Here is a 16,942-nt window from a genome sequence, read left to right on the forward strand (position 1 = left end):
TTAGTTAGGGAGCCTGACGATAGAAACCCACCCACATCTAAATTAGTTGACCCTTACACCTTTTCAACCTTCTTAATTTAATTAAAGGAAGTCAATGTATTTAGGTCATAAGTTAGATATCTGAACGTAATTCTCTATTAATTAACCCGTATTGCGTAGACCCGCTGCCAACGCATTGATACTACGGATTAATGGATCTTCAACATCAAGGTCGCCATGGCTAACATCATCTATAGTCTCTTTTTGTCTAGCACGTTTTAACAACTCTATTTGGATGTAATTCATTGGATCTAAATAAGCATCTCGCCATTGCAGTGATGCGGCAAGGTTTTGCTGATGCGCCAATAACGATGTTTGGTTGAGCAAAGAATTTAAACCTGAGAAGGTTAGGTGATGCTCATCGATTACTGCTTTCATAATCTGTTCACGTAACCTCGCATTGTCACATAATTGGCTATAAGCCTGAGCAATGCTCATCTCAGACTTAGTAAAAGCCATTTCAATATTGCTAATAAATACGTTAAAAAATGGCCAGCAACTGTTCATCTCTCTCATTAAAGCTTCGTCTTCTTTAACGCTATGAAGAGCACTACCTACGCCATACCAAGCTGGTAGGGTAAAGCGCGCTAAAGACCAACCAAACACCCAGGGAATCGCCCGCAAGGTTGTCTTACTAGGCAGACCTTTGTTACGGTGCGCTGGGCGTGAGCCGATATTTAATAAAGAGATTTCCTGCACTGGCGTCACTTGTGAGTAGAACTGATAAAACCCTTCGGTATGGTCAGTAAGCGTACGATAACTTTGTTCACCCGCATCGGCTAGACGCGCAAAGAGTGCTTCATAATTTGGTAGTTCAGGCGGTTGCACCACAAATCTTGTTGAGCACGCTTTGAGGGTACCAGTGATGCCCATGGTTAGCTCAAACACAGCGGTATCGGTGTTGGCATATTTGGCATAAAGGACTTCGCCCTGCTCGGTGACTTTAATTTCTCCATGCAGTGTCCCTGCGGGCTGAGCGGCAATTGCATTATGTGTTGAGCCGCCACCACGACTGACAGAGCCACCACGGCCATGAAACAAGCGGGTTTTGATACCATATTCCTCAGCGATACGGTTAATGGTTTGCTGCGCGCTATACAGCTGCCATGCAGAGGTGATAATACCGCCATCTTTTGATGAATCTGAATAACCCAGCATGATTTCTTGGGTGTTATCTAAGTGTTGCAGCAACCCTCGATAAAGCGGATTATCCAAGACGGCAGGTAAAATCTTATCGATATTTTTAAGGTCTTCGATGGTTTCAAACAAGGGTGCGACGGGTAAGTCAGCGGACAGTTGCCCTTCGTCATTCACTGTACATAAGCCTGCAAAACGCATGAGTAGTAAGACTTCTAATAATTGACTGGCGTTATTGGTCATTGATATGACGTAACTGCCGAAAGTATCTTGCCCGACCAGTTTACGTAAGGTTGCCACAGAGTTCATCAAAGCCAATTGTTCGCGTGTTTTATCACTCAAGTTATCGGTATAAATGAGCGGTGTACCGGGCTTTTCAAGTAAGCGCGTCAACCACTCTTGGCGCTCGGTTTCACCCAGCGTCTGATAGTCTGGTAAGTTCGAGGCATTGGCGAAAATATCGGCGATCACTTCACTATGATAAGACGATTCTTGGCGGATATCGAGCGCTGCTAGATGAAAGCCGCAGGTTTTGACCAGACGAATCGTATCAAGTAATAAGCCGTCACTATGTGCTTTGTCATGAGTATTGACACTTTTTCGGATGATGCGTAAATCTTCTAATAACTCTTGTGGGTTGGCGTAAGCATCTTGTTCGGCGTCAAGGTCTGTACCTTTACTTTGAATGTGGCGATTGGTCGCTTTTATCTTGGCAAGGATAATCGATAACAACCTTCGATACGGCTCATTGTTGTAATCGTCAGGATTATAATAAAATACTTTTTGATCGTGAGTGGTGTACGCTTTTATACGAGCATACACATTAGGCTCAATGACAACAATCGTATCGCTATGAATAAGTTCACGGCGCAGTTTCTTGATCAAGACTTGATAATGACGTAGCACGGTATCGGCATGCATCAGCACCGCCATTTCTGTGGTGTCATGAGTGACAAAGGGATTGCCATCTCTGTCACCACCGATCCAAGAGCCGAAGCTCATAAACGCCGGTAATGGATAATCGGTTAGCTCTGGATAGATATCGATAATGGCGTCTTTAATATTGCGATAAACCTTTGGAATGGCATTGAATAAACTGGCATTGAAATAATGCAGGCCATTATTGATCTCGTCATAGACTAATGGCTTACGCGTACGCACTTCATCAGATGACCATAATAAATCAATCGTCTGCGCCGTTTTCTCTTTCGCTTGCTGGTAGGCAAAGCTGTCTTCTGCAAGATTGTTTAAGGCATCGCTGTGCGTAAACAGACTTTGTAATAGATTCATCGTCGTACGGCGGCGTGCTTCAGTAGGATGCGCGGTAAAGACAGGTATGAATTTTAGCTGTTCAATCAGCTCTTGCATCTGAGTAGGTTCAATATTGCGCTCACGACATTCAAGCAAGGTGCGGCGAAACGAGCCTTCCCAGCTTTGCTCGGATTGCATACGCAAGGCATGACGCTGCTCGCGTAAGTAATTTTCCTCACTTAGATTTGCTAAAAAGAAATAGATAGAAAAGCTACGGATGACGTTTTTTAAGGTTTGATTGTCTAACGAGGCGATGAAGTCGATGAGTTGTTGTTTGTTCGCTTCGTTAGGCGCGCGGCGTTGTTGGATAAAACCTTTACGCAGAGTTTCAATCGTATTAAGTGTTTCTTCGCCCGTCTGCCGAGAAATTGCATTACCCAGAAATGAGCCTAATAAGCTGATGCGGTCACGTAATACGTCGTTATCGATAGTCATCCTTGATCTCCTGATCAAATTCATTCAAATATAGTCGTGCGGTCTTAAATGTAGGTTTTCTATGGTGTAAGCCATTTAACCTGTTTATGTGGATCTCGAAGCTCTCGCTTCTCATCAGCCAAGACGTTGTCAGCTTTATGTATTAATCATTTATTTTTTGGTGATACTGGGTCAGCCATTCCTGTAATGGTATATCTGTCTATCCCTAGTCAGCCAACAATATTATGAGTTTCATTATTACGATTGATGACTAAACTAACGGCTTCAAGTTTAATTCTCCAGCTTTACTAAACAGTCAGAATTAATATCAGCAATCGTTTTGGCACCAGTCAAGGTCATTGCGACGCGTATTTCTTTATCTAGCAGTTCTAACAAATTGCTTACCCCTGCACCGCCATCCGCTGCTAAAGCATAAATAAAAGCGCGCCCTAGCATGCAAATATCAGCGCCCAAAGCCAACATACGCACAATATCTAAGCCATTACGTATACCAGAGTCGGCTAAAATTTTAATCTCTCCTTTAACTGCATCGGCAATAGGAGGCAGAGCACGTGCACTGGATAAAACACCGTCCAGCTGTCGCCCACCATGATTCGATACGACTATGCCGTCGGCTCCAAAACGCACCGCATCTTTGGCATCTTCTGGGTCCAAAATACCTTTGATGACCATAGGCCCATCCCAGTACTCGCGAATCCAATCTAAATCTTTCCAAGAAATAGAGGGGTCAAAGTTATTACCTAGCCAGCCTATATAGTCTTCCAATCCTGTTGGCTTACCTAAATAAGTAGAGATATTGCCCAGATCGTGCGGACGGCCATTTAGCCCTACATCCCATGCCCATTGCGGATGCGTCATAGACTGTAAGTAACGGCGCATAGCAGCATTTTTACCGCTCATACCAGAGTGCATATCTCGGTAGCGTGCCCCTGGTACTGGCATATCTACCGTAAAAACCAAGGTCGAACACCCCGCCGCTTTGGCACGCTCCAAGGCATTTTTCATAAAACCTCGGTCCTTTAATACATAAAGCTGGAACCACATCGGACGGTTAATTTTAGGCGCTACTTCTTCAATCGGACAAACCGAAACTGTCGACATGGTAAACGGAATGCCTTTTTGATCGGCTGCCATAGCGGCCTGCACTTCTCCGCGGCGGGCATACATACCTGTCAGACCCACGGGTGACAACGCGACAGGCATAGACAGAGTTTCATTAAATAACTGCGTCTCGAGACTAAGCAGTGACATATCATTTAGTACACGTTGTCTAAGGGCAATTTTCGATAAATCTTCAACATTATGTTTTAAGGTATATTCCTCATAAGCACCGCCATCTATATAATGAAATAGAAATGGTGGCAGTCGGCGCTTGGCAGCAGCCCTGTAGTCGTTTGGAGATGAAATAATCATACGCTTGCCCTTATTCTGTTAAATATCTATGTAATATTTTTGAATCTCTAATTATTTATTGATTAGTGCTAAACGATGGATGCAATTGGCTTATTTTTGAAGCGGCAAGCTCAACCCACACTCACTATTACACACAGCACGAGCAGTTACGTTTGGTTTTCGACATTTTACCGATGCCGGGATTAAAGCTATTGGTTGGGTCTAGGCTTTTATAGAAATTCTGCAAATCAGGCTCTGCTTCGTATAGATGCCCTACATTATGCTCAGCAGGATATTTGGCTCCGCGTGCGCTCAATAGCTCTAACATCATCTTTTTAACAAGGTGTGCATCACTGCCCTTCTTCAAAATATAATCTTGATGAAACACATAGCAAAAGAAGTGTCCGTAATACAGCTTCATCTCTAAGTGTTTTTCAATTTCTTCAGGTAGGGTTTCAAGCCATTCTAATTCATTACGCGGTATGGCAATATCTAATGCCAATATCTCACCAACTTCTTTTTCATGTATGATTTCATAGCGTAATGCGGCACCGGCTGCCGCAAAACGATTTAAAAGCGCGCTTTCTGACTCTTCCTGGCTACATTCAAAATAGTTACCCGTGTCTGAAGCAGCAAAGAAGGTCTTCAGAAAATCCTGTGCCTCTGCTATCCCTTCATCACTCATTTTTAAGATTAGGTGATGCTCATATTGTTCACGATACTCAATCATGCGCTTCGGTAAATGCTTTGGAAATAGAGTAGCGATGAACTGCATGACTTTGTCAGTAAAATGCTTTGGCATCCATGACCACTTATGAAATTTAGCGTCAATAGCGCCTTTGATAGAAAACAATCTAGGTAAGGCATCTGTGCCGAGATGCTTAATACTTAGGAACGTGTCTTTACCGTATTTAGCGGAGACATCAAATATATCACGATGCATATACTCGCCCACTTCAGGGATATTGTCGAAGCTTGATAGTATCTGCCTTCTGAGCTGTGCAAGCTCACTCACACTGTTAGTGCCTATGTAAAAGGTTTTCTCTTTTGCCGCTATTGGATAAGTGTCAAGACGTACTGCAAACACCGCAAGCTTGCCAGCGCAGCCACTGGCTTCATACAGTCTGCGCTTGTCCGCATTAAAGCGACTGGGCGTGCTTGCATCAACGTCTTTTACTCTGGCGATGTACTCTTTGTCAGATGCGAGCTTGCCACTATCAGGTAATTCTCTTTTATCAAAATTACCATTTTGCAAATTAGTCAGTATTTCTTCTGGCATATCACCTAGCTCTACGTCTAGATGATTAACCAATACCAGCTGTCCTTGTTCGTTTATTTGGGCAAACAACGCAAGCTCGGTATAGGCGGGCCCTCTTTTGACCAAAGCCCCACCAGAGTTATTAGATATACCGCCAATAATAGACGCGCCTAACGTCGAGGAACCGATGACGGAATGAGGCGCTCTATTGACAGCATTAAGCTGACTTTGTAGCTGATGCAATGTCGCACCAGGCAAGCTGATCACTTGCTCGTTGTCATTCACCAAATACAACTGGTTCATTGCAAGCGTATTAATCACCACAACTGGTCTATCGTAGTCATTACCGCTCGGTGTTGAGCCTTCAGTCAGACCTGTCTTAGCCGCTTGCATGATAATGATGCAGTCGCCTTCAACGCATACTTCTAGGCTACGCCAAATCTCCAGCAGTGTTTGCGGAAATAAAACGGCTAAGGCACTGCCACCACCAGAGCGCCACCCCATTCTATAGTGCTCATTTTTCTCTGGATCAGCCTGTACATTACTAGCACCCAGTAATTGTGTTAGCTTGTCTAGTACTTGATCAGGACTAAGCATGCCTTGAGAATCGCGATTTGACGAAGATATATGATGCTCCTTATCTTGTGATTGTGTGTCATTCATCATGCTAAGGGCCCTTGAAAACCAAAAATGTAAATGGCGGCCATGACGATGATGCCACAGAACAACACATAGTATATGGTGGGTAAAATAGTACGCCTAAGTGTGGCGCCCTCCATACCAAGTAAACCCACCGTTGCTGATGCAGCCACCACGTTATGTATGGCAACCATATTACCGGCTGCGGCACCAACAGCTTGAGACGCTATGATTAAAGAAGGTGAAATACGTAGGCTCACCGCCGCTTCATACTGAAATTGACTAAACATCATGTTAGAAACGGTATTAGAACCCGCGATAAAGGCCCCTAGTGCACCAATGGTAGAACTAATTAACGGAAAAGCGTTGCCAAAAGTACCCGCAAACAACTCGGCACTGGCGACTGGCATACTCGCCACATCTGATAAGTTTACCCCTGAATTGATAAAGATTCTGACCATTGGAATCGTAAAAACCAGTACAAAACCAGCTCCTAAGACCGTTTTAGTTGATTCTTTAAAGGCATTATTTAGTGCACTACCTGGTTTTTTAGTTTGCAGAGCAGCGGCAACCAAGGCGCTTATTACTAACAAGCCTCCAGGTAAGTACAGAGGACTAAAACTAGCGCTTACATCTGCCTCTCCTAAAACCGTCGTAAAATCTAACGTTGCACTGGTTAATAAGGATTCAAATCCAGCGAATACTCTTGAGCACACCAGTAAGACTGCAACGAGTAAATAAGGGAACCACGCCATAACCGCAGACATCTTTTTACTGGTTAAATCAAGCGTCACATCTTCTTTACTGACCACCAGTTTACCCATCCATTCGCTTGGCCAGTTTTTCTGAGGCGCAAAATCCCAAGTTGTTTTTGGGACTAAAAACCCTCTTTTAGCAGCGTTTACAACAATGGCTATACTAACTAAACCTCCGACCAGTGAAGGAAACTCTGGCCCTAAAAAAACACCGGTTATCATATAAGGGATTGTAAATGCCAAGCCTGCAAAAATCGCAAACGGCCAAATAGCGAAGCCTTCTTTCCAGCTTTTATTCTTACCAAAAAAGCGGGTGAGCATCATCACCATAAAAAGTGGCATAAACGTACCAATGACACCATGCATGATAGCCACTTGACTGGTAATCAGTTGTAAAAAGTCGCCCCACTGTAGTCCTTCTTGTGCCAGTTGAGCGCTAATGGCCGCTTTATCTAACCCATTATTTACCCCAATAACGATAGGCGTACCGACCGCACCAAATGATACAGGTGTACTTTGTATCATCATTCCCATCAACACCGCACCCAGCGCTGGAAATCCTATCGCCACCAGCAAAGGCGCAGCAATAGCGGCAGCTGTACCAAAACCTGAGGCACCCTCAAGAAAGCAGCCAAAGCACCATGCAATAATAATGGCTTGCACACGCCTATCTGGCGATACATTGGTAAACCCAGCACGGATAACGGCGATTGCACCAGTATGTTTTAATGTATTCAACAGAAAAATAGCACCAAAGACAATCCACAACACCGAGACAGTTATCACCAAACCCTGAATAATAGATGATGACACTCGGTTAAGCGTCATATCCCATATAAAAATGGCAAGCGCAGCGGTAACAACTAAAATGATAGGCATTGTTTTTTTAGCTGACCATTGCAAGCCTATAAGAAAAATACCACAGAGAACGATTGGCAGTAATGCCAAAAGCCCATATATTGTTTGATTCAAAATTACATCCTTTTGATTGTGCGATCTTCCCTGAACCAAGTCATCGCAGCCTTTATTTTGACGACTCAATGATGACTAAGTTGTATTAAACATTCACAAACAGGGACTGCTAATTTATCCAAGCCGTCTTGTAGACAAAACCGAGCACGACTTGCGACAGTCTATGGCCCATGTTCAAAAAGCCCTAAAATAGTCTACGCCTTGTTAATTAATTGATATATTGCATCAATGGACAATATTATTTTCCTTTTTTGCTATAATCTAATCCGCATTACGCCAATTGGAGCACAAGTATGGTCAAAGCTGACGATATGGTTTTATTTGTCCAAGTTGTTGAGGAAGGGTCATTTTCTAAAGTCGCTGAAAAGCTATCATTAACCAATTCAGTAGTGAGCAAGCGCATTGCAAGATTAGAAGAGAACTTAAATACTCAACTCATTTATAGAACCACTAGAAAGTTGAGCTTAACCGATGCCGGCAGGACGCTTTACGACAAAGCTAAAATTGCTAAACATGCCTTTCAGGAAGCTGAAGATGCAGTAACGGGTTACGGCGAAGATATGAAAGGCCATATACGTATAACCCTGCCTGTGGTCTCTGCGAATTTCATATTGAGCGAATCTATTGCTGAATTCTGTAAACAACACCCTGAAGTATCGGTAGAGTTACAAATTACCAATCGATTGGTTGACTTGATAGAGGAAGGATTTGATTTGGCAATAAGGACCGCTGAGCTTGAAGACTCATCGCTCATTGCAAGACGTCTTATAGATAGCCGATGGGTGATATGTGCGACGCCAGACTATTTAAAGCGATATGGTACGCCTCAAACCCCTGAAGAATTAGACAATCATGAGTGCATAATCTATAAGTTAGATAATACCTCTAACAACATATGGCCAGTATGTATAGACGGCACAGAGCAATTAATGCCTGTCCATGGTAGGTTTCATAGCAATCATCTTAGTGCGATTAAACAAGCCACGCTCAGCGATTTAGGCATTGCTTTTTTGCCCCAAGCGTTGGTCCATGAGGAGATACAACAACATACACTTACTCAGATTTTGCAACGGTTTACACGAAAGGAACTGGGCATGTATGCAGTATATCCTAAGGCCAGGCAACCAGATCAAAAGTTAAAACTGCTCGTTGCACATTTGCGAGACTCATTACATCGGAAACAGGCTTACTACTGCTAAGTAAAAAGCCTATTTTGATGTCTATAAAAAGATGAATGAAATAAAAAAGCTAATAGAGCCTTTCCTAAAAACTGTGTAACTGCTTATAATCCAATAACAGGAGAATAAGCAATGACTACTCAATCTGACATCAAGAAACTGGCCGAGCAAATGGCTGGTAGCATGAACAGCTTCGATGACATCAAAGATTTTCAAAAGCAGCTCATGCAATCCTTTATTGATACTGCCTTAGAAGCTGAGATGGAAGACCATCTCGGCTATCCCAAGCATGAAAAGGCGGATAAACCTAATAAGCGTAACGGGCACACTAAAAAGACCGTCCGCAGTGACACAGGCGATCTTGAGATATCCACCCCAAGAGACCGCGGTGGCAGCTTTGAGCCTGTACTCGTTAGTAAGCATCAAACCCGTATCTCAGGTCTCGATGATAAAATCATATTCCTTTACGCCAAGGGTCAAACCACCACCGAGATTGTAGAGAGCATTAAAGAGCTCTACGATGTCGACATCTCAAGCAGCTTGGTTTCAAGAGTCACCGATAACATCTTAGAGGACATCACCGCTTGGCAGAACCGGCCGCTGAGCAGTGTTTATCCTATCGTCTATTTAGACTGCATTGTCGTTAAAGTACGTCAAGACAAGCAGATCATCAACAAGGCTATCTATCTGGCGCTAGGTGTTGCTCTTAACGGTAAAAAAGAGCTGCTTGGTATGTGGTTATCAGAGAATGAAGGCGCTAAGTTCTGGCTGGGTGTTCTCACTGAACTACAAAACCGCGGGGTACAAGATATCCTCATTGCCTGTGTCGACGGCTTAAAGGGCTTCCCTGATGCCATCAATACGGTTTATCCCAACGCTCAGGTTCAGCTGTGTATCGTGCATATGGTGCGTTACTCCATGAAGTTTGTACCATGGACGGATAAGAAGGCCGTAGCGGCTGATTTAAAGGCTTGAGCTATGCTGAAGAAACCGTACAAGTAAACTTGGTAAACTAAGCATATTAATCGGAGTTTATCATGGTCAAGAAAATAAGAACCTATAGCACAGAATTTAAAGCTGAAGCCGTTAAGAAGATATCAGACAATAATGGCAATATCTCAGCAACCGCAAAGCAGCTTGGCATTGCCATGCAAACGCTATCGAATTGGCATAACAAAGCCAACCAAGGCAAGCTTGTCGGCACAGAGCAATACGACCCTGATCTTATCACAGCTCTTCAAGAAATAAAGCAGCTCAAACGACAGCTCAAAGTTGCCGAAGAGGAGCGCGAGATACTAAATGAGGAGGGATAAAGCGAAGCACTGCTTCGCCCCGACGCAAGGGGAGAGCTATGCTCGAGTGAGGCGACGGCGTACTTCGCGAAAAACAGCTAGTCAGGTACGCCTTCATCAAAGATAACCAGTACTTCTTTACCATCACCACTATGTGCCGCGTGCTAAGGGTTAAGCATTCAAGTTACTACGACTGGCTGAGTCGCGATATCAGCGAGCAGCAGATACATCGCAACCATTGTGAGCTACTCGTTAAAGCCGCTCACAGTGAAACTCATGAGCGCTATGGTGTTGAGCGTCTGCATGCGCATCTAAGTGAGCAAGGTCAGAAGCATCAAAGAGGAATACAGCATCAAATGCCGTCGCCACAAACGCTTTAAAGTCACCACCGACTCCAATCACAACAAACTGGTCTATCCAAACGTGTTGGATCAAGAGTTTGATGCCAGTCGCCCTAACCAAGCGTGGGCCAGTGACATCACCTATATTTGGACGCTTGAGGGCTGGTTGTATTTAGCGGGAGTCAAAGATTTATATACCAAAGAGCTGGTCGGCTATGCGATCAATAAGCGAATGACCGCAGATCTAGTATGCAAAGCATTGAACATGGCCATCAAGAATAAACAACCAAGCAAAGGGCTAGTCGTTCACTCTGACAGAGGCAGTCAGTACTGTAGCCATGCTTACCACAAGATCATCAAGCAGCATCAGTTTACAGGTTCAATGAGCGGTAAAGGCAACTGCTTTGACAACGCACCCATAGAAAGCTTCTGGGGCATATTGAAGAACGAGCTAGTATATCACCAAGACTATAAAACAAGGTTTGCAGCTATCAGAGATATCATTGGATATATTGAGTTATATTATAATCAGACTAGGATTCAAAAGGGTTTAGGCTATAAATCGCCAAGACAGGTGTGGTTTGATTATTATCGTCAGGCTGCGTAATCAAAATCTCCCAAGTTTATATATACGGGATTGACGGCAGGGGTCACTATCTTTTGCGAGCAGCTCAGGAATCATCTGCTTGGTATGTTTGGCAATGGTCTTATTGATAGTCTGACGGGAAGGTTCAGGACTGTTTTTAAAATCAAGAGTGGTGACTTTACCACCGTAATAGCGCTGCACCGTATCCAAATAAGTTTGATTGGGGCTCAAGCCTTGATGTATCCATAAGTCATTAACCGTGCTTAAGTCATAATTTGAATTGGGTTTATTAAATTGATTGTAGAGCGCGGCCCTATTGGGATTAAGGATAGCTGGCGTTGGATAATGAAAGGTCTTTTGGATTTGCTGCTTTGTTTCACCCTCTGCTGCGGCATAGAGCATAGCCATGGCAGTGGACAAGCTATAGGGCGAGAAGAAGATGTTTTTATCTGATTGTGCAGGTTGCTTATTTATCTGCTGATACAGATCAATAGCGAATTGATTGTTGGCATTAACGACTTGCTTGATACCTTCAGGCGTTGAAGCAGAGTCGTCAGCAGCGATATAGTTCTTATCAGTCTTTGGGGTTGAAGGGTTCTCAGTCTTGCTAACTACAGGTTTTTCGGCTGCCGCTTTTATCAGTTGATTGTCAACCAAGCTATTATTACAACCAGCGATTGCCAGTAAACTGCCTAAAGCAAGCATACCCATGCTGAGCTTAATCGTAGGCTTTTTATAAATGTAATAGTTACGGTTTTTCACGGCGCTGTACCTCTTTATAATTCGGATGATGTCCTGATTATATACAAGGGTTTAGGCTGATTTAGTAAACATATGCTAATAAATTTAAGGATGATATTTCAGATGAATACAGTGTATAAGGACAGCCATAAGCTTAAAAAATACTTAATCATATTTTTAGCAATCTTAATATCAGGTTGTATGACACCTTCAAAAAACATGATGAATAAAGCCACTAGTGAGAATAAAGTCCTGAAGACTGAAATAGAGGATATCTCTAATATATTAACACCGACATATGCAGATATATTTACATACCCTTTTGATCCTGAGGAACCCCAGTTAGACATGGGGGTCGGTGGACGATTGGTTGTAATAGAGGGTTGTTTATTAATAGAGTCAAGTGATGGCATGTTTTCTACGCCTATACTGCCTGAAGGAGTGACCTATTGGGATAAAGGTAAAGGCATTGTCTATATTTATGACAGAGGCTTTTTAATAGGTAATATTATTCGTTCAAATGGTATTGCTTTAGATAGTCAGTTTCAAAAAGTACAAGATATTTTTATATCAAAAGCGAAGCCCTCGTGCCTCAAACGTAGCTCAATATTGTTCGGCACTAAATTTGACTAGCAGGCAAATCAGCTTAAGAGGTCAATTATAAAGAGAGAGTGCTTTACAAAAGCCAAGTAGTGAAAGTGCTTTGCCATGTATGAAAAACTCAAATACTCATTTCAAGTATCTACTGAAGAATCAGAAGTATAATTCATTGATATAAATGATGATTTATTCACTCTAACCAAGAAGCAATCAGCAAGAATTGTGCTAATATCGCTACTTTTTCAGTATGGCTGGTTTTCTCATTTTGTAATGAAAAACCCCCTTAAATAAAAAAGCTAGGAGAATGAATGAACGATCATCTTGATTTTTTAGCGTAATTCAGTGTCTCAGTTGAGACTCCTAATAGTTTAAATTAAAGTTGTTGTACTCAGGCTATGTCACATACCAAGGTTCATGAACCACTTATTTTTATATTAACTATAGGTCATTGTTTTTAATAGAAAATTAACTCTTTTAAATCGTGAACCTAAATTTAGGTAGCCATAAGTTAAATAGGCTGTTTTAGAGTCACTGATAGCATGGGTTTTAGATTATTATTTTATTGCGCTATGAATGCTCGGCTGAAATCTAGATAAGTTATTTATCTGGTTTATAAACCGACCCCTTCCATCAATCATTTATCATCTCAATCAATAATATTAAAAACCCATATCCAAACTAGGCAAAGAGCAACAACTGCTACCTTCTTAAACGCTCAATGAGCCAGCCTGCTAGTGGGAATGACACCATCTGCGTCAACGGCACGAGTATTATGGTCTCAATCAATACCACCACTGGCAGACTTAGACCATGAGTTCACAGGCTTTAATAACGTTAATACGATTAAGAGCGTCGGATAAAGTCCGACATATCCTACTAATATGCGTATCAGTCTGTCTTTCAAACTTTTATTCATTGCGTCTACCAACTGATAAATACTGACAAATAAAATATCTTTAGAATTATGTGCATTTTTATAGTGTCATCGCACCGCTTATACCGATCGCTTGCTGCGGTGAAAACAAGGCCGTGATCGACCTTGTTTTATGCACTACTTTTTGACTATTCTTGATAGCGAGGATAATCACTATAGCCAATGGCAGTGCCACCATACATCGTGGCAGGATCTGCCTCATTGAGTGGCCAATGATTGGCTATGCGTTCAGGTAAATCGGGATTAGCAATAAAAGGACGACCAAAAGCAAATAAATCCCCATAACCTTTAGATAATATATCGACCGACTTCTGCACAGTGTACTTACCGGCATAAATAATACGTCCTGAAAACTCAGCTCTGACCGCTTGATAAAAAGGCTCTGGCAAATCAGGCGCATTATCCCAATCAGCCTCTGCAATGGATAAGTAAGCAATGCCCGCCTGTTCAAGTACTTTAATCGCTTCAATATAGGTATGATGCGGGTCTGCTTCTACTAAGCCTAGATACACACGAGTTTCATCCGTGCTGGCAAATAAAGGCGCAAAACGTACGCCTAAACGATCAGCACCAACCACATCACTGACGGCAGCGACCACTTCTTTTAAAAAACGCAGACGATTGGTCAACGAACCACCATATTGATCATCACGTGTATTGCTATGCTCAGAGATAAATTGATTCACCAAATAGCCATTGGCACAGTGTAGCTCTACCCCATCAAAACCTGCTTCTAGTGCGTTGCGCGCGGCTTGTGCATACATAGCGACCAATTCACCCACTTCTTCTGTGCTCAGTGCCCGTGGCTCACTTGGGTCGGCTAAAGCGCCCTCGCCTGGACCTGTCTCAATAAATACTTTGACGTTAGTGGCAGTAATGGCAGATGGAGCGATAGGCTGAGCTTGGTTTGGTTGTAAGCTGGTATGAGATACGCGGCCAACGTGCCATAACTGAGCAAAAATAATACCGCCTTTAGCATGTACTGCTTGCGTAACTTTTTTCCAGCCTTCAATTTGGGCTTGCGAATGAATACCCGGCGTCCACGCGTAGCCTTGGCCTCGTGGCTCAATCTGCGTACCTTCAGTTACCATAAAACCTGCTGAGGCGCGCTGTGCATAATAGCTTGCCATTAAATCATTAGGGATATTGTCAGGTTGCGTGCTACGAGAGCGCGTCAAAGGCGGCATCACGATACGGTTTTTAAGGGTATAAGGTCCAAGTTGTACAGATGAAAATAACGCACTGGTATTTGGCATAGCTTGTTTCATAACACTCTCTTTTAAAGCAAACGGATAGGCTTATTTTTTGAGCCACTGAATCTATTTTTAGGTTTAATGGGCTGCTTAAGTAATGTTGGTTAGCATAGAGTTTTATAGGTACAATTAGAAACAAGCCTTTCTTGTTTAGGGTACAACTATTAATGGTAAGTGTTATGAATGGTATGAATCGGCTAGATATCAAGCAGCTTAGAGTATTGCAGGCACTACTTGATCTAAAAAATCTCTCGCAAGTTGCGCGCAAAATGGGACTGACGCAACAAGCGATTAGTGAGCAGTTGCGTAAGCTACGGGATTTGTTTGATGATCGTTTGTTTATTCGTCAAGGTAATAGCATGGTGGCAACACCAAAAGCACTAGCGATGCGGCAACCGATTGACGAGATATTAAAACAGTTGGAAGTATTGTTAGAGCCAGAAGTGTTTACGCCGCAAACCTATAAAGGCGTCTTTACGATTAGTGCAACCGACTATGCTACGCAGGCATTATTGCCGCAGTTATTTAGTATCACACGCCGTGAAGCGCCTCATTTAAAGCTGATAGTGAGAGATTTTGCCTCAGACAATATCAATCAGCTTATTGCGGCAGGTGAACTTGATTTGCTGATTACTTTTCCAGAGTTTATCCCTGATAATTTATCGTATGTGACGCTATTTGAAGAACAGCATTTATGTGTGACGGGTTACAAAAACACCTTTGCAACAGAGATATTCACACTGGCGCAAGTTGCCGCACACCCACAGCTGGTGGTATCGCCTTCGCGTGCCAATTTGCGCGGATCGCATGATCAATGGTTTGCAGAAAAAGGGCTTAAACGCCATATTGTGATGTCAGTTCCTAGCTTTTCAGCCGTGCCAGATATCCTGCACACCACCGACATGATTGCCTTTTACCCTGCGCGACTATTACCAAATAATAAAGTCAAAGAGATTGAAATCGAAGCATTACCGCCCACCTTTAAGGTAATCGCAGCATGGCATCCACGTACCAGTGACAGTGGTATACATCGCTGGTTAATTGAGCAATTACGAAATTTATAGTTAAAAGATTAGCCTGTCTTAAAGTCATCTTATTGAGCATTTAGGCTAACCCTATATTTTATGCAACACTCTCAAAAGTAGGTATAAGATGTTTATCGGTGATGGATTGCTTAATATTGCAGACTGCACGCTTACCAAATGCACCAAGGTTGTAGTCTGCAAATTCATGATATAGCGTCACCACATCGCCCATAATCAGTAATGCTGGGGTTGGCAATTTCGCTTCGGCTTGCTGCTTAGCGATACTATCAAGCGTACCGATGAGCAGTTGCTGCGTGGGCAAGCTGGCATGGCTAATCACCGCAAAAGGCGTTTCGCTATCTCGTCCCGCTGCTATTAACCCTTCGGTCAATTCATCTAGCTGATGCAATCCCATATAAAAAACGACGGTTTGGGTGCTATCTAAATGCTCGTCATAGTTATTGTTGGGCGCTCCTGATTTCTTATATGCCGTTACAAACTTCACTGTCTGCGCATGGTCTCGATGCGTCAATGGAATACCTGTACTACTAGCAGCGGCACTGGCGGCAGTAATACCGGGAATAGATTCAAAAAAGATACCATGGCGTACCACTTCTTGAAGCTCCTCTCCGCCGCGCGCAAAGATAAAAGGGTCGCCGCCTTTAAGTCTTACAACTGTTTTACCTGCCAGCGCGTGCTTGACCAGCAGCTCATTGATGCCTTCTTGCGGCAGCGCATGATTGGCTCGGCGTTTACCGACGAATATCTTCTCTGCTGTTGGTTCGCACATATCCAAGATATCCTCTGAGACCAAACTATCATAAAGCACCACATCAGCGCTCTGCATGATTCGCAAAGCTTTTAGTGTGAGCAGCTCAGGATCACCAGAGCCTGCACCGACTAAATGCACAGTACCTACTTTTGTAGCTGCTATATTTAATGGCGCGTTTAGTGTATTGACGACACACTTTTTATTAGATAAATCGTTTGGAGGTAGTGTTGCGATAAAGGCAGATGAATCCGTCATGACGGTGACTCCTAATGATGCTGTTAG

General features: G+C 43.0%; 10 protein-coding genes and 3 pseudogenes. 5 read left to right on the forward strand and 8 right to left on the reverse strand.

The genetic code is table 11. The features are described from left to right. Positions 1–141: 141 nt before the first annotated feature. From ppc to RAH45_RS06470, 4 genes are all read right to left on the reverse strand, one after another. Complete coding sequence (gene ppc, locus RAH45_RS06455) at positions 142–2,922, reverse strand: phosphoenolpyruvate carboxylase (protein ID WP_306495871.1); 2,781 nt, start codon at positions 2,920–2,922, stop codon at positions 142–144. Between the two features lie 270 nt (positions 2,923–3,192). After that, positions 3,193–4,335 (reverse strand): FMN-dependent L-lactate dehydrogenase LldD, encoded by a 1,143-nt coding sequence (gene lldD, locus RAH45_RS06460; RefSeq protein WP_068408375.1) that lies wholly within the window; start codon positions 4,333–4,335, stop codon positions 3,193–3,195. Positions 4,336–4,462: 127 nt separating this feature from the next. Next, on the reverse strand, positions 4,463–6,169 hold the full coding sequence (gene dld / locus RAH45_RS06465; protein ID WP_306495919.1) for a D-lactate dehydrogenase: 1,707 nt from the start codon (positions 6,167–6,169) through the stop codon (positions 4,463–4,465). A gap of 65 nt (positions 6,170–6,234) precedes the next feature. Further along, positions 6,235–7,938, reverse strand: a complete 1,704-nt coding sequence (locus RAH45_RS06470; RefSeq protein ID WP_102076855.1) for an L-lactate permease — start codon at positions 7,936–7,938, stop codon at positions 6,235–6,237. Between the two features lie 293 nt (positions 7,939–8,231). On the opposite strand from RAH45_RS06470, the gene RAH45_RS06475 reads away from it, so the two are divergent. The 3 genes and pseudogenes from RAH45_RS06475 to RAH45_RS06485 all read left to right on the forward strand — a co-directional run bounded on the left by RAH45_RS06475 (position 8,232) and on the right by RAH45_RS06485 (position 11,356). Continuing rightward, positions 8,232–9,137, forward strand: a complete 906-nt coding sequence (locus RAH45_RS06475; protein WP_068408371.1) for a LysR family transcriptional regulator — start codon at positions 8,232–8,234, stop codon at positions 9,135–9,137. Between the two features lie 111 nt (positions 9,138–9,248). Next, a pseudogene (locus tag RAH45_RS06480) lies at positions 9,249–10,088 on the forward strand (IS256 family transposase); the annotation flags it as partial. Positions 10,089–10,153: 65 nt separating this feature from the next. Beyond that, positions 10,154–11,356, forward strand: a pseudogene (locus RAH45_RS06485) (IS3 family transposase). Here RAH45_RS06485 and RAH45_RS06490 read toward each other — a convergent pair. Next, positions 11,357–12,097: a serpin family protein gene (locus RAH45_RS06490; RefSeq protein ID WP_227678287.1), complete on the reverse strand. Its 741-nt coding sequence runs from the start codon at positions 12,095–12,097 to the stop codon at positions 11,357–11,359. A gap of 102 nt (positions 12,098–12,199) precedes the next feature. Here RAH45_RS06490 and RAH45_RS06495 point away from each other — a divergent pair, with 102 nt between their 5' ends. Beyond that, positions 12,200–12,709, forward strand: coding sequence for a hypothetical protein (locus RAH45_RS06495; protein WP_068403484.1), 510 nt, complete (start codon positions 12,200–12,202; stop codon positions 12,707–12,709). A 666-nt stretch (positions 12,710–13,375) separates the two neighbouring features. Here the strand turns inward: RAH45_RS06495 and RAH45_RS06500 are convergent. Together RAH45_RS06500 and RAH45_RS06505 are read right to left on the reverse strand one after the other, a co-directional pair. Further along, positions 13,376–13,592, reverse strand: a pseudogene (locus RAH45_RS06500) (hypothetical protein). Positions 13,593–13,738: 146 nt separating this feature from the next. Then, positions 13,739–14,878 carry an alkene reductase gene (locus tag RAH45_RS06505; RefSeq protein ID WP_306495872.1) on the reverse strand — a complete coding sequence of 380 codons (1,140 nt, stop codon included), beginning with the start codon at positions 14,876–14,878 and terminating at the stop codon, positions 13,739–13,741. 164 nt (positions 14,879–15,042) lie between these two features. Between RAH45_RS06505 and RAH45_RS06510 the strand changes: the two genes are divergently transcribed. Then, positions 15,043–15,927: a LysR family transcriptional regulator gene (locus tag RAH45_RS06510; RefSeq protein WP_193031186.1), complete on the forward strand. Its 885-nt coding sequence runs from the start codon at positions 15,043–15,045 to the stop codon at positions 15,925–15,927. Between the two features lie 58 nt (positions 15,928–15,985). Here the strand turns inward: RAH45_RS06510 and cobA are convergent, their stop codons facing one another. After that, entirely contained in the window at positions 15,986–16,915 is a 930-nt protein-coding gene (gene cobA / locus RAH45_RS06515; protein ID WP_068408011.1) for a uroporphyrinogen-III C-methyltransferase, read from the reverse strand. Positions 16,916–16,942: the final 27 nt, after the last annotated feature.

Origin of the sequence: Psychrobacter sp. van23A (assembly GCF_030845275.1) — a bacterium.
In the GTDB taxonomy this organism is placed as follows: Bacteria; Pseudomonadota; Gammaproteobacteria; order Pseudomonadales; family Moraxellaceae; genus Psychrobacter; species Psychrobacter faecalis.